Raw genomic sequence first — 19,833 nt, 5'->3', positions numbered from 1 at the left:
GCGTTAACGGCTGGCTTTCCACAAATAAGTTCGTTCCGGCGCCGCATTGCGCCGATAGGAGATTCTGACGCTATCGGGACCGCCAGGCGTTTTTGCTTCGACCGATGCAACCAGTCGCAGTAAATTGCCCGGCGCATGGGCCTCCCAGTGGGCTTGGGCTATCCCGTAACGTGCTTCGACGGCCTTTCTTTCCCAAGTCAGCCCATTGTCAAAGGCTTCGATCCGGTAAAATACCTGCGTGGTATGCGGCGCCCAGGAGAGTGTCCGGGTGTCTTGCGTAAGTTCGTACAGCGTGTTAATAACCTGAGCCGACAAAAAAAGCAGCCCTGGAAGCCATTTTCGGAGGAATAGGGAGGTCACTGGTGCCTGGTAAATTTACAAAATCACATCGCTGTCACGGGGTAATCGTTTTTTTGTAAAAGTTAAGAAAAAAATGGACCGGCAAAAAAAACGGTTGATTGGAAATTGTAAATAGAGTAAGTTTTTTGAATGTGTTAACCAAAATATTTAATCATTTGATTAAATATTTTGGTTAAACCGAAAATCGCCTTTATCTTTGACGCATCAAAAGTAAATTGGCTAATGGCGAAAGTGAAAAAAGCGGAGTTGGATCTGAGCACGGAGGAAAAGATCAAAGAGGCGGCGAGCATTGTATTTACTAAAAAGGGGTACGGCAACGCACGTACGAGGGACATTGCGGAGGAAGCGGGCATTAACCTGGCGTTGCTGAACTATTATTTCCGCAGCAAGGAAAAACTTTTCCAGATCGTCATGGCGGATCGGATCGACAAGCTGTTCGGCGTGCTGGCGCCGATCCTGAATGATGCGTCGACTACATTGGAGGGAAAGCTGGAAAAGATCACGGAGAACTACATCGATATGCTTCTCGAACATCCGGACTTGCCGATTTTCGTGCTCAGCGAGATCCGCAACAACCCTGATCAGCTTTCCAACCGCCTGCAAGCGCCGAAGCTTTTGAAAGAATCCGTTTTTGTGAAACAAATCGCGGAGCGCAGGAGCGATATTAATCCGTTTCATTTTTTGATGAATTTGCTGGGAATGAACCTGTTTCCATTTGTCGCTAAACCGGTTCTGCAACCGATTCTGGGGAATGAGGAACAATACCGGCAACTGATGGAGCAGCGCAAGAAACTCATCCCGGTCTGGATGAAGCTAATGCTGGATCATGGTTAACAGCCCTATTTTTTTACTCATAAATTAATCAAATGATTAAATAAAACGAATAAATAAAATGATTAATGGATTGAAAATAATAATGATAATCAGCTGTTTGGCGTTCCCGACGGCGCAACTGCTGGCGCAGACCAAACCGCTGACGATCGGGGAGGCTTATCGGCTCGCGCGGAAAAACTATCCTATGATCCGGCAGCAAGGACTGATTGAAAAGACACGCGATTATTCGGTGGCCAATGCGGCAAAGGGATATCTGCCGCAACTCACAGTGCAGGGACAGGCTACGTACCAGTCGGCGGTGACGGAGTTTAAACTGCCTGTGTCGATCCCCGGCGTGGAATTTCCGACTATCAATAAGGATCAGTACAAGGTTTATGGTGAGGTGAACCAGACTATCTACGACGGTGGCAGCATCCGCACACAGGTACGCTCGCACGAAGCGAATGCGCAGGTGGAGGTACAGAAGCTGGAAGTGGAACTTTATAAGCTGAATGAGCGGGTCAACCAACTGTTTTTTGGAGTTTTAATGCTGGAAGAACAGTTGATACAGAGCGAGTTGCTGAAAAAAGATATTAGCCTGGGGATCCAAAAGGTACAGGCGCTCGTAGCCAATGGCACTGCATTCAAAAGCAATGCTAATACCCTGAAAGCGGAACTGTTGAAAGCCGACCAGCGTACCATCGACCTGAATGCCAGCCGGAAAGCTTACCTGGAAATGCTGGGTTTGCTGACGGGGCAGCCGATGGGGGATTCGGCTATGCTGGAAAAGCCGGTGGAATTGGCGACTGGGAGGGACATTAACCGCCCGGAGCTGAAACTTTACGATGCCCAGAACCGCAGTCTGGATATTCAATCGCAGCTGATCGACGTTCGCAATCGCCCGAAACTCAACTTTTTCTTCCAGGGAGGTTACGGCAGGCCGGCACTGAACATTCTCAGCAACGGCTTTGACCCGTATTACATTACCGGTGTGCGGCTTAACTGGTCACTTTCAGGGTTGTATACTGTGAAGAAAGACCGTGAACTGATACGGAACAACCGGGAAGCCATTCAGCTCCAAAAAGAGACATTTCTTTTCAACACCAACCTCGTAGCCAGGCAGCAAAATGCAGAACTCGATCGTTTCCGGCAATTGCTGAGGACCGATGACGAGATAATTATGCTCCGGGAAAGCATTAAGACCAGCTCGGCGGCACAGCTCGAAAACGGCGTGATCAATACCAACGATTTCCTGCGTGAGGTGAATGCAGAAGATCAGGCGCGGCAGAACAAGATCCTGCATGGCATACAGCTGCTGATGTCGGAATATAACCTCGACAACACCCTGGCAAGCGACATCGAATAAGCATTTAAATACAAACACATGAAAACATATTCTTATCTGATCCTATTGGCCGTGGCGGTAGCGGCATGCGATGGAAAAAAGAACCCTTATGACGCTTCCGGCACTTTCGAGGCCGTAGAAACGATCGTGTCCGCCGAGGCGACGGGTCGCATTATGGCGCTGGACCTGCAAGAAGGCCAGCTGTTAAAAGCCGGGCAGACGGTAGGTTACATCGATAGTTTGCAACTTTCGCTGCGCCGAAAGCAACTTGAAGCACAGATTAGGGCCACGGGAAGCCGCGTACCTGACATTGTAGCGCAGACAAATGTTTACAAACAGCAGATCGCGGTTTCGCAAGTACGCCTCGACAACCTGCTCCACGAGCAGAAACGGGTCCAAAATCTGCTGAAAGCCGATGCCGCGACGCCGAAACAACTCGACGATATTAATGCGCAGGTCGAGGAGCTGCAAAAGCAACTGGATGTAATACGTAAACAAGACGCCGCGCAGACCTCGGTTTTGAAGACGCAAACTTCCGGCTTACGGGCAGATGTACAGCCATTAGTTGTTCAGATCGAGCAGATTAATGACCAGATCTCGAAGTCGAGGATTGTTAACGAAGTGAATGGCACTGTGCTTACCAAATATGCCGAGGCCAACGAAGTGACAGCCGCGGGCAAGCCATTGTATAAAATCGCCGACTTGTCGACAATCATCCTCCGTGCTTATGTTACTGGTGATCAACTGACGGGCATCAAGCTGAATCAGCAAGTTAAAGTGCTGGTAGACAGTGCCGACAGCCAATACCGCCAGCTGCCGGGCATTATCGAGTGGATCAGCAACAAGGCGGAATTTACTCCCAAAACCATCCAGACAAAAGACGAGCGCGCCAACCTGGTGTACGCCGTGAAGATCAGGGTGAAGAATGACGGATATCTGAAAATAGGCATGTACGGTGAAGTAGCGCTGAGATAATGGAAGCGGTTGTTGTCAAAAATCTGACCAAAACCTACGGCAAAGAGAAGACCGTGGCGGTAGACAATGTATCGTTTTCCGTAAACCAGGGCGAGCTTTTTGGGTTGATAGGGCCGGACGGGGCGGGCAAGACGAGCATTTTTAGGATGCTCACCACGCTGCTCCTGCCGGATGGCGGTTCCGCGCACGTAGACGGGCATGACATTGTGCAGGATTTCAGGGCCATACGTAGTTCGGTAGGGTATATGCCCGGTAAGTTCTCGCTGTATCAGGATCTTACCATTGAAGAAAACCTGCATTTCTTCGCCACCGTTTTCGGTACGACGATAGACGAGAACTACCATTTGATCAAAGACATTTACGTGCAGATCGAGCCGTTCAAAAACCGGCGGGCGGGAAAGCTGTCGGGCGGTATGAAGCAGAAACTCGCATTGTGCTGCGCATTGATCCATAAACCGACCACGCTGTTTCTCGACGAGCCTACAACGGGCGTCGACCCGGTTTCGCGGAAGGAGTTTTGGGAAATGCTCAGAAGACTGAGGGAGCAGCATATTACGATTCTCGTTTCGACGCCTTACATGGACGAAGCTTCGCTCTGCGACCGCATTGCATTGATCCAGAGCGGCAAAATACTGTCGATCGACACGCCGCAAAACATTGTAAATACCTATCCCGACCGGCTGCTGGCCATTAAAGCCAATGAAATGTATAAGCTGCTGAAAGTCCTGGAAGGCCACCCAGGCATTCTGAACAGCTACGCATTTGGCGAGTACGCACACGCCACGTTTCGCGACGCACACACGGATACGCACGCACTGCAGGTCTACTTGCGCGAACACGGCCTCACGGGCGTGGAAGTGAAGGACGCCGAGGTGACGATCGAGGATTCATTTATTAAATTATTACATTAAAACCGTCATAGCCATGATGCAGGACGACAAAGTGATTGTCTGCGAAAAGCTCACCAAGCGGTTCGGAGATTTTATAGCCACCAACGAAATTACATTCGACGTTCACAGAGGGGAGATTTTCGGCTTCCTCGGCGCGAATGGCGCCGGGAAAACCACCGCCATGCGGATGCTCTGCGGCCTTTCGTCGCCCAGTTCGGGCAAAGCGACTATCGCAGGTTACGATGTGTACACGCAAACCGAGCAGATCAAGAAGAATATCGGTTACATGAGCCAGAAATTTTCGCTTTATGAAAACCTGACGGTACGGGAAAATATCGAGTTTTTCGGAGGCATTTACGGCCTTTCCGATGAGCGTATTCAATCCAAAACCGAGGAGCTGCTCCAAAGGCTGGGCTTGAAAACCGAAGCTAACAAGCTCGTAGGGTCCTTGCCTTTGGGCTGGAAACAGAAGCTGTCTTTTTCCGTAGCCGTACTGCACGAGCCGAAAATCGTATTTCTCGACGAGCCTACCGGCGGGGTAGACCCGGTGACGCGGAGACAGTTTTGGGATATGATTTACCAGGCGGCCGACAGCGGCATTACCGTTTTCGTGACCACGCATTATATGGATGAGGCCGAGTATTGCAACCGTATATCCATTATGGTGGATGGCAGAATGGAGGTCCTCGACACGCCTACCAACCTGAAAAGCAGCTTTCGCGCGCGGTCGATGGACGAAGTGTTTTACCAACTTGCGCGCGGCGCAAAAAGAGGGGATTAGCCATGAAACAATTTCTCGCATTTGTCAGAAAGGAATTTTACCACGTGCTGCGCGACCGGCGTACGCTGCTGATTCTCTTTGGAATGCCCATCGCGCAGATATTGATCTTCGGTTTCGCATTGACCAACGAGGTGAAAGACTCCGAAATCTTGGTCGTCGATTATGCCAGAGATAATGCTTCGCAGGAGTTGCTGACGAAGATCGGTTCCAGCCGGTATTTCAACATCCGGCAGGCAGCACTGAGCCACAGTGAAATATTGGGGGCATTTAAGAAGGGGAAAATCAAGGCGGTGGTGGTATTTCCGGCAGATTTTAATGAGGACCTGCTTCATCAGAACAAGGCCCAGATTCAGATCATTACCGATGCCACCGATGTGAATACTGCGAATATGATCACGAATTACCTGTCGTCGATCATCGTGGATTATCAGAATCAGATCAACCAAAATCTGGAAATCCCTTACCGCATTACGCCGGAAGTCCGCATGCTCTATAATCCTCAGCTCAAAGGTGCGCACGGCTTCGTGCCGGGCGTGATGGCACTGGTGCTATTGCTTGTTTCGGTGATGATGACTGCTATTTCCATCGTGCGTGAAAAAGAATCCGGCACCATGGAAATCCTACTCGTATCACCGTTCAAACCGGTGCTGGTGATTTTTGCGAAAGCATTCCCCTACCTCGCATTGTCGCTGGTGAATGTGACGGCGATATTGCTGCTAAGCGTTTTTGTGCTCGATTTGCCTGTGAAAGGGAGCGTTGTGCTGCTATTTGCCGAAAGCACATTGTTCATCATCACTTGTTTGGCACTGGGTATTTTTATATCCATTAAAACAGATTCCCAACAAATAGCGATGCTCATTTCATTGATGGGTATGCTGCTTCCGACGATGATGTTCAGCGGCTTTCTGTTCCCGATCGAAAATATGCCCATACCGTTGCAGATCATCTCGAACATCGTTCCCTCCAAATGGTTTTACATTATCGTAAAGTCGATAATGATCAAAGGGTTAGGGATCACTGCGCTTTGGAAAGAAACGCTGATTTTGCTGGGAATGACCCTGTTTCTGTTGCTTGTGAGTTTGAAAAGCTTTAAAATCCGTTTGCAATGAGGATATTACGATTTTTGTTACGCAAAGAATTCCGGCAGATTTTTAGGGACAAAGCCATCGTAGCGATGATCTTTTTCATGCCGATGGTGCAGCTGATACTCATGCCGCTCGCCGCCGATTATGAGGTGAGGAACATCAATTTATCGGTTGTCGACCACGATAAATCGCCCTATTCGCAGAAACTGATCTCGAAGATCGTGGCATCGGGCTATTTCCGGCTTACGGGCTACAATGCGTCGTTCAAAGAGGCGTTCGGCCTTATTGAAGCCGACAAAGCGGATTTGATCCTCGAAATCCCGCATCATTTTGAAAGAAACCTGATCCGTGAAGACCACGAACAGCTTTATGTGGCTGTGAATGCCATCAATGGTACGAAGGCCAGTCTCGGCGGTTCGTATCTGGGCAGCATTATCGGCGATTTTAATGCGGACGTTCGCATGCAGCTCGTCACCCCGCCGCGGCAGAGTCAGTTTCCCGTGATCGAGGTGGTAGCTTCAAACTGGTTCAACCCGGTTTTGAATTATAAGGTATTTATCGTGCCCGGCATTCTTGCCATCCTCGTAACGATGGTGGGAGGCTTTTTGTCGGCGTTGAATATTGTCAGGGAAAAGGAGATAGGCACGATTGAGCAAATCAACGTGACGCCTATTAAGAAGCACATATTTATTTTGGGTAAACTGATCCCCTTCTGGGTGCTGGCCAATATTGTTTTCACAATAGGGCTGCTCGTGGCGCGGTTTATGTACGGGATCGTGCCGTTAGGGAGTTTGCTGACGCTCTACGCCTTTATTTCGGTGTATTTACTGGCCGTTTTAGGTTTCGGTTTACTCGTATCGACGTTTTGCGACACCCAGCAGCAGGCCATGTTCATCATGTTCTTTTTTATGATGCTTTTCATACTGCTGGGCGGTCTGTTCACTTCGATCGACAGCATGCCCGAGTGGGCCAAGCTGATCACGCGCGTCAATCCGGTGCGTTATATGATCGAGGTGATGCGAATGGTCATTCTCAAAGGCAGCAGTTTCATCGATGTCCTGCCCCATGTAGGAATAGTATCATTAATGGCCGTCGTACTGAACGGTTGGGCCATTTTGAACTACAAAAAAACGAATTAGGGGATCGCGTCGGTCAATCCAGCTCCACCATCGCCTTGATAACCCCATTCGCCGGGTCGAGCCAACTTTCGAATTCATCCTTCACCTGCCCGAATGCGACGCGGTGGGTGATGTATGTTTTTGGGTCAACCAACCCGTTTTTCATGCTGTGGATCACATGTTCGAAATCGGCGCGGGTTGCGTTGCGGCTGCTCATCAATGTCGCTTCCCGTTTGTGGAATTCGGGATGGCTGAATGCGATTTCACCTTTTTGCAGGCCTACCAGCACATATTTGCCACCGTGCGCGAGGTAAGCGAATGCCGTATTAATGGCCCGCAGGTTGCCCGTTGCATCGATGACGGTTGTCGGCATATCGCCGTTGGTGATTTCGGCCAGGCGTTCGGTAACGTTTTCTGTCAGCCCGTTAATGGTATGCTCCACACCAATGCGATCGCGGCAAAATGCAAGACGCTGGTCGTTGATATCCAGCGCTATAACCTTGCCGCCGGCAATACGGGCAAATTCCATCGCACCAAGTCCGATGGGGCCGGCACCTACCACGAGCACGAACTCGTCCTTGCGTACATCCGCACGGCGCACGCCATGGGCGCCTATCGCAAGCGGTTCCACCAGCGCAAGCTCGTCGAAGCTCAGGCCATCGCCGTGCACGAGCGAGTAGGAGGGGACAGACAGGTACTCCACCATCCCGCCGTCGATGTGCACGCCCGATACTTTCAGGGTGGTACAGCAGTTGGGCTTGCCATTGCGGCAGGCCACACATTTGCCGCAATTGAAGTAGGGAACAAACGTTACCGCCTCGCCCTTCACAAAACCCGGCGCGTCGGTTTCGACGATCTCCCCGGCCAGCTCGTGACCGAGGATTCTTGGATAATTAAAGAAAGGTTGGGTTCCCTCGAAGGCGTGCAAGTCGGTTCCGCAAATACCTATTCTTTTGATTTTCAGTATACTATGGCCTGGTGTCGCTACGGGCGCATCGGCCTGTTCGTAGGAGAATGAGCCGGGTGTGGTACAAACTAGTATTTCCATTGATCGTTATCAGGAATTGGCCAGCGCACGGTCGAGGTGGACATACCCGCCGTCGACGTAAATAAGCTGCCCGGTAGTGTGACTGGATTTTTCAGAAAGTAGGAAAACAGTCATGTTAGCGATTTCCTCGGCTGTTGTCATGCGGTTTTCCAATGGAATATTCGCCGTGATCGATGCCAGTTTTTCCTGCGGATTGGGTAGGGTTTCAATCCATTTTTCATAAAGCGGCGTCCAGCATTCGGCTACAATCACCGAATTCACGCGGATGCCATATTTCAGTAATTCCACGGCCCATTCGCGTGTCAATGCATTGCGTCCGCCATTGGAAGCAGCATAAGCGGAGGTTCCGCCCTGGCCGGTATCGGCCGTTTTTGAACTGATATTAACGATGGAACCTTTGGAAACCTTCAATGCCGGCAATGCATAATGCGCCATCAGGTAGTAATGTACCACATTCTTGTGCAGTGAAGCGATAAAGCCGTCATACGTGCCGTTTTCAAGCCCTACACCATCATTTACCCCTGCATTATTGATCAGACCGTCGATCCGGCCATATTTTTCGAGCACCGCATTCACCGCTTTTTCCGACTCTTCGGGGCGGGTAAGCTCAGCCGCTACCTGAAATGATTCTTTTCCTTGCGCCGCCAGCGCGTCAACTACTTTTTGGTTGTCATCTGCATTTCTGCCGACGATCACCGGTATTGCGCCTTCTGATGCCAGCACTTGCACGATTCCCTCGCCAATACCTTTCGCCCCGCCAGTCACGACGATTACCTTATTTTGAAGTTTTAAATCCATTATTAATTTAATAAATGCTTATAAATGAATTGCTTTCCTATTAATGCGAAGTGCCCAATGTCACGCTCTTCACCGAGCTGTTACGGATCGCGAAGTATAATACTACAAGGAAACACACCGCAGGGACTATGTAAGCCGTTTGAATGGACGAAATATCCGACACCTGACCCATAATCACGGGGAAAAAAGCGCCGCCCACGATCGACATAATGACCAGCGATGATCCAATTTTGGTTTTTTCACCCAATCCGCGGATACTCAATGCGAATATGGTCGGGAACATGATCGACATGAAAAATTCGACGCCTACCAGCGCGTAAACCGAGAACATTCCATCTGTAATCACGGCAATGATGAGCAATACAATGTTGGCAATGCTATAAATGGCCAGCAAACGCGGCGGCGCTACGAAACGCATCAGATAGGTACCAATGAACCGGCCGACCATGAAGGCAAGCAATGCCCCCGACAGTAAGTAGGCAGCCGTTTTTTCATCAATACCCGCCACATGGTCGGCGAAACGGATGAAGAAGCTTCTGATGCATACCTGCGCGCCCACATAGAAGAACTGGGCGGTAGTGCCCAGAATAAGGTTTTTTTCGCCCCAGATGGAGCCGCTCGGTTTTTGTTCAACTTCTTCTTCTTCCTCCTTGATTTCCGGCAAAGAAGTTCGCCAGATCATCACGGCAACGAGCAACACCACCAAACCGATGAGAATAAACGGAATTTGTACCGAAGATGCTTCTTCATTCAGATAGGCATTCAGCTGGTCGGGAGACATGGCCTGGTGCTCGGCTTCGCTAAGCGTTTTGCCTGAAAGAATGAATTTTCCTCCCATTAACGGTGCCAGAAATGCCGCTAGTCCATTGAAAGACTGCGCAAAATTGAGCCGCTGTGTAGCGGAATCGGCGTCGCCAAGTACAGTAATATACGGGTTAGCAGCTGTTTCAAGCATAGTCAGCCCGCTTGCGATGACAAACAATGCGAATAAAAAGAATCCGAAATGCCGCATTTCGGCCGCTGGGTAAAATAGAAATGAGCCGGTGGCAAAAAGTAATAGGCCAAAGGCGATACCGGCCTTGTATCCATACTTTTTCATGAAAAGCCCGGCCGGTAATGCGATCAGGAAGTAGGCGATGTAGGAGGCGGAATCGATCAGCGCGGATTGAAAGTCGCTGAGCTGACAGGCTTTCTTTAAATGCGGGATCAGGATTGGGTTGAGATTGAGGGCAAAACCCCAGAGAAAAAACAGTGACGTGATGAGGATGACAGCCAGCCGCGTCTTACGATCGGTCATAAAGGTTAAATATTAGTAGATTCAGGAACGGCTGTAAAGTAAAACAAAACAATGCAAAGGAATAATATTTTTTTAGGGGGAAATGCTTCTTGCCTCCTAAAATATTCCAATACATTGTTTTGCGAAGCCTGGCTTTCAGATATTCAGTTGCCGCTGGACTTCATCTTTTTTCCTACGCGACACCTCTATACGTGACCCGTCCGAGAGGATAATGAACTCGTTGTTGTTGCTGATCCGTATAATATGGTCGAGATTGACCAGGTGGGATTTGTGTGTTCGAACAAAGCGGAACTTATCCAGCATGTCCTCGAAATGTTTCAATGTCTTGCTCGCGATAAACGGCCGTTTATTGATCAGGTGGATGATCGTGTAGTTGCGGTCTGCTTCGAGGCGGAGGATTTCGTGTATCATAAAAAAGAAAACCCCCTCACTCGAAGGCACCGCCAGGCGGAAATCTTTAATGTCCCGTTTGTCGATGTTCACGGCGAGATTGTCAAAAAGCATTTTGCGTTGCTTGAAACTCTCACTTTTCGTGAAATGCCGTTTCACCGCGTCGCGGAGTTCATCCGGATTAATGGGTTTCAGCAGGTAGTCCAACGCACTGAACCGTATCGCCTGGATGGCGTACTGATTATGGGCCGTGGTGAAAATGACATCGAAATCGGGATTGTTGGGGAGCAGCAGGAAGTCAAATCCGTTCTGATGGGGCATTTCCACGTCGAGGAAAACAAGGTCTGGCTGAAAGAATTCCAGCACTTCTTTGGCTTCTTCTACCGATGCGGCAGTTCGTACCTCCGAGATTTCGGGCGCGAAACTGATGATAAACTGGTGCAAAACATTACGGGCTCGTGGCTCGTCGTCGATGATCAGCGCTTTTATCATAGTGGGTATAGTGTTAAAATCCCTTGTGAATGGCAGCTAACCCGGCTGCGATTTTTTCACAAAGTATGATAATGGGCACAACCCAACTCATTCCAATGTCCGTGTGGTACCAAACGGTTATTGAAAGGAGTGGGAGCGCCGAATGAACCCTGTTTCGTACTGGTAAGGGAGGTTGGTCTAATGCGTTTCGCCTCCGTAAGACAATGGCTTTTTCTGGAAGCTGTAAATGAGGTAGAAAAGGGTCGGTAATATGAGAATACTGCCCAAAAGCAGCGCCCAGCCCAGCGCTCCGATGGTTTTTTCGTGGCCGGCATGTTCGGTGAGGGACAAATAGCCGCCGCCTTTCAGGATCACGATGTTCGGAAAGTGTTTGAAAGTTGTGGTAAGGAGGATCATCGTCACCTGGAAACCAGCCAGCGGTCTTAGCAGGCCGATTTTCCCCTTGTAAAGCAACGTCCACATCCAGATAAGCGAGAGCGTAGCCGAAAGAATGGCAATGCGCCCGACCCAATTACCGAATACCCAGTCGAACAGCGGGATATGTTCGAACCAGGCCGCCACAAACACCAGCGAGCCGCATACCACGGCGGCGATGTTAAAAAACTGCGCTTTGTGCGCAAAGCGGAGCCGCTCGTGCTCGACCTGGGTTTCGCCAATGAGGTAAACCGACGCCAGAAAGCCGCATATCGAAACCGTAAACAGCCCGACCGTGATGGCGAACCAATGCAGCCAGCTGAAAATATAGGCGTCGGCGAAGGTATCGGCCTGCGGATCGATACGCCCGGAAACCGCGCTTCCTGCGATAATACCCAGAAAAAGGGGCGTCGTGAAGCTGGAAATCGCGAATATGGAATTGTAAAGATGCTGCATATCGTCCACAACCGCATCGTAATGCCGGAACGTGAATGCCGTACCGCGTGCAATAATGCCGATCAGCATGACGGTGAGCGGGATGTGCATATTCACCGACATGGTCGAATAAATGACGGGGAAACCGACGAACAGGATCACAATGGCGATAATAAGCCACATGTGATTAGCCTCCCAAATAGGCCCGATGGCCGAGTAAAGCGTCTTTCGGGTAACTTGCTTGTTCTTTTGCGAGGTAAAAAGTTCGATAATCCCCGCACCAAAATCCGCTCCGCCCAGCAGCAGGTAAAGTAGAATCGACGCCCAGAGGTATGTGATGACGATGTAGAGCATTTTTAATGATTGAATGATTGAACATCGTACAACTTCCCAACCATCTTAATCTGCCGGTAAAGCATGAAAGCTACAAATGCGGCCAGGGAGGCGTAGATGGCGGTAAAAAGGTAAAATGAATAGGCAATGCCCGGCATAGGGGTTACGGCGTCGGCGGTCCGCATGACGCCGTATATGATCCAGGGCTGGCGGCCAACTTCGGTGACGGTCCAGCCGGCTTCCACGGCGATAAAGCCGAGCGGCGTCGCTAATGCAAAGATTTTGAGGAGCCAGGGTTCTTGCAGCCACTTTCGTTTTTTCCACAATGCTGCGAAGTAGAGTACTGAAACCGCCATCATCGCCATGCCCATCCCCACCATGATCTGAAATGCGTAATGGGTTATTGCCACGGGCGGATGGTTTTCTTCCGGAATGCGGTCGAGGCCAGTAACTTCGGATTTAAAGTCGCCATGCGCCAGAAAACTGAGGAATCCGGGTAGTTTGAGCGCGAAATCGACCTTTTTCTCTTTCACATTCGGGATACCGCCTACAATCAGCGACGCCGATTTTTCGGTGAGAAAATGGGCTTCCATCGCTGCTAATTTGGCCGGCTGGCGAATGGCGACGTCCTTTGCGGAAATGTCCCCGCTCAATGGCTGCACCAGCGCCGCCACGCAGCCGAAGACCGCCGCGATGGTGAAGGATTTGGTATGGAAAGCCACATTGCTCCCGTGCAGGATCATGAGCGCGTGTACGCCAGCAACCGCAAACCCGGTGGCGGCGAATGCGGCGATCGTCATGTGCAATGCCTGGGAGAACCAAGCCTCGTTGAACATCGCCGCAATAGGGTCGATATTAACGTATTGACCATTTATATATTCAAAACCTGCCGGGCTGTTCATCCATGCATTGGCAGCGACCACAAGTATGCCCGACGCGAGCCCGCTCACACCCACGACCACACCCGTGAACCAGTGAAACCACGGATTGAACCGGTCCCAACCGTAGAGGAAGAAGCCCAGTGCGATCGCTTCAATAAAAAATGCCGTTCCTTCGAGGGAAAACGGCATTCCGAAAATCGGTCCGGCATGTTTCATAAACTCCGGCCATAAAAGCCCAAGCTCAAACGAAAGCACCGTGCCCGATACCGCGCCCGTCGCGAAAAAAATGGCAACACCTTTGCTCCATGCCTGGGTAACGTTTTTATAGACCGTTTGTCCGGTTTTGAGATAGTAGTAATGGGCAACGGCCATAAAGAAAGGCATGACCATTCCGATGCAGGAAAATATGATGTGAAAGCCCAGCGAGAGGGCCATTTGGGATCTGGCGGCTATGAAGTCGTTCATGGGAATAGATTTACTGAAAAAATACCATTTTCCGGGTTAGGAACAGCCTGCCAAAGGATATTTCAAAACTAACGAACGCTTTCCAGAACAACCATCATTTCCCGCAAAATGATCACGCTTTCGCGGTTTTTTGCTAATTTTTTTTGAACGGTTACACTTAATGCCTCAAAGCTCGTCAGCTGTTTTCCGAAGAACCCGCCTCCCGCTTCTCAGCTAGCCGCTGTTTCACGATATTCCCCGGATATTTCAGTGCCAGCTCACGAATATCGTAGGTGAATTCCTTGAAAGTCTCCTCCCAAACCTCTGCTTCGCCGGGCTCATATTCATAAAAACCATGTGAGTTGAGCACGCCTTTGCCACCTTCCCGCACCACTTTGTCGATCAGCTCAGGTACTTCGGTGCTGTTGTTGAGGGTAGGAAGGAGGTTTTTCATCACGGTATGATAGGCCGGGACGCCGGTGAGGTCCATCCAGCGGAATATGCCGACGAGCGTCATGAAGTAGCCCGCATTGTTGCGGCACGATCGGTCGACATCCTCGATAGTCGCATAACCATTCTCGACGAGGCTGATCGCCTCGCGGTACATGGCGTACATCAGGCGGTTGGTGATAAACCCGGCGATGTCTTTTCGTACCAGAATAGGCTCTTTGCCCCACAAATGCGAAAGTTCGTACAGGTATTCGCCGTTTTGAATATCTGTGTCGTCTCCGCAAATGATTTCCAGAAAGCGGGTCGTATGCGCGGGCTCGGTCCAGTGCAGGCCGAGGAAGCGCGATGGGTACTGCGTGAGTTTTTGAAGCTGGCTGATGGGAATAGCGGAAGTATTGCTGGTCAGCAGCGCGTCCGGAGCAATCTCCTTTTCGATCTTTTGGTATACTGCCTTCTTAATATCGATGTTTTCGATCGTGCATTCGTTCACGAGCTTGCATGGATAGAGCACTGAATAATCTTCTGTAATGATCAGTTTCCGAAGGTAAAACTCCGGTTCGTTATCGATCATGCCGTTTTCCCAGGCATTTTGCAAATGTTCGCGAATGCGGCGCTCGGCGTGGTCGAGGTCGGCGGGGATGGGCGCTACGGCCGCCACCGGATGTCCGGCGATGAGCAGGCAGGTTACGATGCTGCAACCCATTAAGCCAAGGCCAACAATGCCGACAGGGATTTCATTTGGATTCATTTCAGAAAACGGATTTAGGATTTGATGCGGGTAATATAATGTTAAAAGCGCATCGCGAAGGCCGGTTACTACAAAAAAAGCCCCGAAACCAATGGTTACGGGGCTTATATCGACCTGTTTTAAGATCTAGCGGGACCAGCTTTCAACTTCACTTTCCACCTCTTCTCTGGTTTTGCCGATCTTCTTCTGAATTTTTCCAAGAAGTTCGTCTTCTTTTCCTTCTTCATAAAGCAGGTCGTCGTCGGTCAAGTCAGCGTATTGTTGCTTGAACTTTCCTTTGAGTTCGTTCCAGTTACCTTTTACTTGCTGTGTGAATGAGCTCATGATTGTGTGGTTTTTAGTTTGATAATGGCGCTTTTTTCAAGCGCTTGGTACATGATCAATTTAAACAACCATTCCAACGCGAAAACCGGCTCTCTGGCCGCATTTGGTATTAACCCATGAGCAAAAATTTACACGAAACGTCCAAAAACGTGCGCTCAGACTGACATCACGCAATCAGTTTGTTCAGCCGCACCACACCCTGCACCATCGAACGCACCGAGTGGTAATTTACCTTCCACGAATGGCTCATATGCTTCCAGATCGGTTCGCCCTGGCGCGTGAGCAGCGGCAGCCATTCACCTACCGAATGGTGGATCATTTTATCAAATACGAAACGATGGGTGGCGTCATAGGCTTTCAAATACTTTTCATCGCCATAAACCCGGTAAGCGTCGAGCATCCCGATGATGACCTCGGCCTGTTGCCAGAATTCCTTCTCGCGGTCGTACACTTCGCCTGCATGTGAGCCTTCCACGTACACGCCCCCAAACTCCCAGTCGATGCCGTACGCTACGGCGTGGTCATAAGATGCTTTCAATTGGTCATGGTATTCGTCGTAGGGGATGCCCGCGATATCGAGCGCATGCATGAGCAACCACGCGAACTCGACGTTGTGGCCGTAGCTGGTATTGTCTTCGGCAGCACTTTTCAGTCCATCTTCGGTGAAACGGTCCCAACCCCAGATAATATCGAATTTGATCTGCGGAGCCACGGTCCAGTCTTCCCAGAACTGCGGGATACCCGTTCTGTATTGCGGGTGCATGATTTTGTTAATCAGCAAATTGATTATTTCAACGAGTTTGCGACGGTGAACCTGCTTGCCCGATGCTTCATATAATGTAGTGAACGCTTCCATGAGGTGCATATGGGCGTCGAGCGTCTTGCGGTCGCCTCCGGCAGCGCCTGGGCCTTTGAGGTCCCAGTTGCGGTGGAACATTTCGAAATAGCCACCATAATAGGTGTCCGCACCGTGTTTTTGTAGCAAATCAAAAACCTTTTCCGCGTATTCCAAACCGCGGGGATCGCCGGTGGCCAACGTGTATTCTGCCAGACTGTAAATCGCGAAACTGTGTCCGTAGACGATCTTTTCATCGATTTTGACGTCGCCTTTGCGATCCATCAGCCAGTAAAACCCACCATACTCGTTGTCCCACATCCTGTTGATCAGAAAATCTACCCCGTGCCGGGCAATTTCGGCATAGCGGCCTTCGCCATAGCCCGCGCGGTGCGCGGAGGAGAAAGTATAAACCGTGCGCGTCTGCGCAATCAGCGACTTTTCGTCCTCGCCCGAATCGTTGCCTGCATTGTCGAAATGAGTTATAAAACCGCCGTTTTCCTTATCCACAGCGCGATTTTCCCAGAATGGGAGTAATTCGTTGGTCAAATGCTGGCGGATCTCTTCGCGGTAGCTTTTCAATTGATCTACATTCATTGGATTATAATATGGTCAGAGTTTTTGAAATGGTTGTTGGATATTACTTCGCCGGTCGCCGTCCCGACTATCGGCAGGGCCATTATCACTATAAATATTTTTTTCTGGAATATTTACTCTCTGGGCACCCCCAGCAAGGGCGTGTGATTTGCAAATGCTGATCCATACTTCGTAATTCGCAATGAATTCATCAATCCCGATCCCCATGAGTAATTCTGAAATCGTAGAAGTCCTCGAACTAACTGCCAAGCTGCTGGAACTGCACAATGCCGACCCTTTTAAAATCAAGGGATACTCCGTGGCTGCTTTTTACCTGGATAAATACAAGGAAGGCGAACTGCAGTTCATGACCGAGCAGGAGCTGACCAAATTGCAGGGGGTTGGGAAAAGTACCGCCGCAAAAATCGCGCAGATTGCGAAAACCGGAACATTCCCGGAGCTGGAAGAACTGATCGCCAACACGCCGCTAGGGGTGATGGAAATGTTCAATATCAAAGGTATCGGGCCTAAAAAGATCGCTGTTTTATGGCAGGAACTGGGTATTGATAACCTGCATGAACTGGAACTGGCATGTTTGAACGGTACTGTGGCCAAAGTCAAAGGCTTTGGTGGAAACACCCAGCAAAAGATCCTCGACTCGCTGGCGTTCCTGAAAGACCAGGCCGGGAAACTGCGTATGGACAAAGCCGAGGCGGTAGCGGGATTGATTGTAAATGAATTGAAGAAGACATTCGATCAGGTGGAAGCGGCCGGTGAGATACGAAGGAAATCGGAGGTTGTGGAAACGATCCGTATCGTTGTCGGCACGGATTCTCCGGCGCTTTTACAAAATACGATTGGGGAAATAGAGCTGCTGGTCCAGGATGAGAAAATATCGTCGCCGTTCGTATGGCGCGGTCATGTGCAGGATGTCGCTGTTGCCATTGAAATTGTGGCCGTAAAGCCCGAGCGGTTGGTAAATGAGCTTTTCCTCGAAACAGCGGGTGAAGACCACCTGGGCCTGGCGGGGACATCGGGCAGTACCATCTGGCGACATGCCTATTATGAGAATGCGGTTACCGAGCACGCCATCTACGAAAAAGCGGGCTTGCCTTATATAGTTCCTGAAATGCGCGAGGGTGCAGGAGAGCTTGTCTGGGCCGAAACCCGCACGCCCGACCAGCTCGTTACCTGGGATGATCTCAGGGGGATTTTGCATAACCACAGCACCTATTCCGATGGGCAGCATACCCTTGAACAAATGGCGCTCCACTGCCGTGACCTCGGTTTCGAGTACCTCGGCATCGCCGACCATTCCCAAACCGCCACTTACGCGCAGGGACTGAAAGTGGAGGATGTGATCCGCCAGCACGAAGAAATTGCAAGACTCAATGCACGCTTCGCCACAGAAAACCCGGAAAAGCCATTCAAAATACTCAAAGGAATAGAATCGGACATCCTCGGCGACGGTTCGCTCGATTATCCAACGGATGTACTGGCTTCGTTCGACTATATTGTGGCTTCCGTGCACAGCAACCTCACGATGACGCTCGAAAAGGCAACCACACGCCTGTTGAAAGCGATCGAGAACCCCTACACAACCATTTTAGGCCACCCGACCGGTCGTTTGCTTCTTTCCCGCGAAGGTTACCCTATCGACCACCAGGTGATCATCGACGCCTGCGCCGCCAACGGTGTCGTTATCGAAATCAACGCCTCTCCCTGGCGCCTCGACCTCGACTGGCGCTGGATTGCCTACTGCATGGAAAAGGGCGTTTTGCTCAGCATTAACCCTGACGCGCACGCAATGGAAGGCTACCTGGATATGCATTATGGTGTAGCGAATGCAAGGAAGGGCGGTTTGACGAAGGATATGACCTTTAATGCGCTGAATTTGGGGCAGATGGAGGAGTATTTGAGAGGGCGGGCAAGTAAAAAAAGTTAACTGTTCTTAAAATGTACTTTTAAAGTGGCTATACTATTTTGAGGGTGCGCTAGTAAAATAGTATAACTATTTCAGTAGCGCACTTGCAAAATAGTAACGTTTGCGATCACAAAACCTTCACTTCCACCTCCTTATTCAATATCCCTTCCGGTAAATGCGCCGTAATGCCTTCACGCAACGCATCGATGAGCCGTGCTTTCATCTGCTCGCGGTTGACGACCAGGCATACCTCGCGCGCGGGCTCGGGGAAGCGAAAGTGGCGGATATGCTTCTGCCGCTCCTCGGATAGCTCCATCACCGCCATTTCGGGCAAAATGGTGATGCCACCGTTCCGTTCGACCATTCGGATGAGCGTTTCAATGCTGCCCGAACGGTAACTAAAACTGCTGCCGAACTGGCTGCTGCGGCTTAGTTCGCACAGCTTTTGGATTTGCGTCCGGAAGCAATGGCCCTCTTCCAGAAGCCAGAGCTCGTTAGGCTCGATATCTGTGGGGAGAATGTATTGTTTGGAATACAAATCCGTTTTTTCCGAAACGTAGGCGTAAAACCGTTCCTTGTACAGCGGAATTTCCTGTAAACTGTTCTCCTCTGAAAGGGAAGCGATAATACCTACATCGAGGTTGCCCATTTTAAGCTCGGTAATGATCCGGTCGGTGATCATTTCCGAGACGTGGAGCTTGATATCCGGGAAGTTTGAAATAAACGGATTCACAAAATGCGGAAGCAAATAGGGCGCAATGGTTGGTATCACGCCGACGTGCAATGCTCCTGACAGGTCGCCGTTGAAATGCTTCGCTATTTCATTGATCCGGGACGTTTCGCGTAAAATCGTTTTGGCTTGGTCGATGATCTCGCGCCCGATGCCGGTAGGGACAATTGGCTGCTTTGTCCTATCAAAGATTTTAACGGATAATTCTTCTTCCAGTTTCCGGATCATCATCGAGAGGGTAGGCTGGGTGACATTGCAATGCTCGGCGGCCTGGATGAAGTGGCGGTGGTTGTCGACGGCGACGATATATTCCAGTTGCTGGATGTTCATTTTGAATGTTGTATAAA

Annotated in this window: 19 protein-coding genes; 8 read left to right on the top strand and 11 right to left on the bottom strand. The window is 50.2% G+C overall.

Annotated elements, in window-relative coordinates:
- Positions 1 to 3 precede the first annotated feature (3 nt).
- Positions 4 to 360: a hypothetical protein gene (locus tag IEY24_RS13065; RefSeq protein WP_188932714.1), complete on the bottom strand. Its 357-nt coding sequence runs from the start codon at positions 358 to 360 to the stop codon at positions 4 to 6.
- Between the two features lie 222 nt (positions 361 to 582).
- On the opposite strand from IEY24_RS13065, the gene IEY24_RS13060 reads away from it, so the two are divergent.
- From IEY24_RS13060 to IEY24_RS13030, 7 genes are all read left to right on the top strand, one after another.
- Positions 583 to 1,194, top strand: a complete 612-nt coding sequence (locus IEY24_RS13060) for a TetR/AcrR family transcriptional regulator (RefSeq protein WP_188932713.1) — start codon at positions 583 to 585, stop codon at positions 1,192 to 1,194.
- An 82-nt stretch (positions 1,195 to 1,276) separates the two neighbouring features.
- On the top strand, positions 1,277 to 2,539 hold the full coding sequence (locus IEY24_RS13055; protein WP_229222223.1) for a TolC family protein: 1,263 nt from the start codon (positions 1,277 to 1,279) through the stop codon (positions 2,537 to 2,539).
- A gap of 18 nt (positions 2,540 to 2,557) precedes the next feature.
- Entirely contained in the window at positions 2,558 to 3,493 is a 936-nt protein-coding gene (locus IEY24_RS13050; RefSeq protein ID WP_188932709.1) for an HlyD family secretion protein, read from the top strand.
- The gene (locus IEY24_RS13045; protein ID WP_188932708.1) at positions 3,493 to 4,404 is read left to right on the top strand and encodes an ABC transporter ATP-binding protein; all 912 of its coding nucleotides are present in this window, start codon (positions 3,493 to 3,495) and stop codon (positions 4,402 to 4,404) included. The genes IEY24_RS13050 and IEY24_RS13045 overlap by 1 nt, the downstream gene beginning before the upstream one ends.
- A gap of 13 nt (positions 4,405 to 4,417) precedes the next feature.
- Positions 4,418 to 5,164 carry an ABC transporter ATP-binding protein gene (locus IEY24_RS13040; protein ID WP_188932706.1) on the top strand — a complete coding sequence of 249 codons (747 nt, stop codon included), beginning with the start codon at positions 4,418 to 4,420 and terminating at the stop codon, positions 5,162 to 5,164.
- A gap of 2 nt (positions 5,165 to 5,166) precedes the next feature.
- Positions 5,167 to 6,273, top strand: coding sequence for an ABC transporter permease (locus IEY24_RS13035; RefSeq protein WP_188932703.1), 1,107 nt, complete (start codon positions 5,167 to 5,169; stop codon positions 6,271 to 6,273).
- Positions 6,270 to 7,388: an ABC transporter permease gene (locus IEY24_RS13030; protein WP_188932701.1), complete on the top strand. Its 1,119-nt coding sequence runs from the start codon at positions 6,270 to 6,272 to the stop codon at positions 7,386 to 7,388. The genes IEY24_RS13035 and IEY24_RS13030 overlap by 4 nt, the downstream gene beginning before the upstream one ends.
- Before the next feature lie 13 nt (positions 7,389 to 7,401).
- Here the strand turns inward: IEY24_RS13030 and IEY24_RS13025 are convergent, their stop codons facing one another.
- From IEY24_RS13025 to IEY24_RS12985, 9 genes are all read right to left on the bottom strand, one after another.
- The gene (locus IEY24_RS13025) at positions 7,402 to 8,415 is read right to left on the bottom strand and encodes a zinc-binding alcohol dehydrogenase family protein (RefSeq protein ID WP_188932699.1); all 1,014 of its coding nucleotides are present in this window, start codon (positions 8,413 to 8,415) and stop codon (positions 7,402 to 7,404) included.
- 9 nt (positions 8,416 to 8,424) lie between these two features.
- Complete coding sequence (locus IEY24_RS13020) at positions 8,425 to 9,213, bottom strand: L-fucose dehydrogenase (RefSeq protein WP_188932698.1); 789 nt, start codon at positions 9,211 to 9,213, stop codon at positions 8,425 to 8,427.
- Positions 9,214 to 9,253: 40 nt separating this feature from the next.
- Positions 9,254 to 10,510, bottom strand: a complete 1,257-nt coding sequence (gene fucP, locus IEY24_RS13015; RefSeq protein ID WP_188932696.1) for an L-fucose:H+ symporter permease — start codon at positions 10,508 to 10,510, stop codon at positions 9,254 to 9,256.
- A gap of 135 nt (positions 10,511 to 10,645) precedes the next feature.
- Positions 10,646 to 11,392: a LytR/AlgR family response regulator transcription factor gene (locus tag IEY24_RS13010; protein WP_188932694.1), complete on the bottom strand. Its 747-nt coding sequence runs from the start codon at positions 11,390 to 11,392 to the stop codon at positions 10,646 to 10,648.
- A 177-nt stretch (positions 11,393 to 11,569) separates the two neighbouring features.
- Positions 11,570 to 12,595: a cytochrome d ubiquinol oxidase subunit II gene (locus IEY24_RS13005; RefSeq protein ID WP_188932692.1), complete on the bottom strand. Its 1,026-nt coding sequence runs from the start codon at positions 12,593 to 12,595 to the stop codon at positions 11,570 to 11,572.
- A gap of 2 nt (positions 12,596 to 12,597) precedes the next feature.
- Positions 12,598 to 13,920, bottom strand: a complete 1,323-nt coding sequence (locus IEY24_RS13000; RefSeq protein ID WP_188932690.1) for a cytochrome ubiquinol oxidase subunit I — start codon at positions 13,918 to 13,920, stop codon at positions 12,598 to 12,600.
- A 175-nt stretch (positions 13,921 to 14,095) separates the two neighbouring features.
- The gene (locus IEY24_RS12995) at positions 14,096 to 15,097 is read right to left on the bottom strand and encodes a 3-hydroxyacyl-CoA dehydrogenase family protein (RefSeq protein ID WP_188932688.1); all 1,002 of its coding nucleotides are present in this window, start codon (positions 15,095 to 15,097) and stop codon (positions 14,096 to 14,098) included.
- A 126-nt stretch (positions 15,098 to 15,223) separates the two neighbouring features.
- Positions 15,224 to 15,421, bottom strand: a complete 198-nt coding sequence (locus tag IEY24_RS12990) for a CsbD family protein (protein ID WP_188932686.1) — start codon at positions 15,419 to 15,421, stop codon at positions 15,224 to 15,226.
- Between the two features lie 166 nt (positions 15,422 to 15,587).
- Positions 15,588 to 16,853, bottom strand: coding sequence for an AGE family epimerase/isomerase (locus IEY24_RS12985; RefSeq protein WP_188932684.1), 1,266 nt, complete (start codon positions 16,851 to 16,853; stop codon positions 15,588 to 15,590).
- Between the two features lie 205 nt (positions 16,854 to 17,058).
- Between IEY24_RS12985 and IEY24_RS12980 the strand changes: the two genes are divergently transcribed.
- Entirely contained in the window at positions 17,059 to 18,777 is a 1,719-nt protein-coding gene (locus IEY24_RS12980) for a DNA polymerase/3'-5' exonuclease PolX (RefSeq protein WP_188932682.1), read from the top strand.
- A gap of 106 nt (positions 18,778 to 18,883) precedes the next feature.
- Here the strand turns inward: IEY24_RS12980 and IEY24_RS12975 are convergent, their stop codons facing one another.
- Positions 18,884 to 19,816 (bottom strand): hydrogen peroxide-inducible genes activator, encoded by a 933-nt coding sequence (locus IEY24_RS12975; protein WP_188932680.1) that lies wholly within the window; start codon positions 19,814 to 19,816, stop codon positions 18,884 to 18,886.
- Positions 19,817 to 19,833: the final 17 nt, after the last annotated feature.

It is taken from the genome of Dyadobacter endophyticus, assembly GCF_014641595.1.
Classification (GTDB): domain Bacteria; phylum Bacteroidota; class Bacteroidia; order Cytophagales; family Spirosomataceae; genus Dyadobacter; species Dyadobacter endophyticus.
The sequence above is the reverse complement of the archived record's forward strand: the minus strand, read 5'-3'. Positions and strand labels throughout refer to the sequence as shown.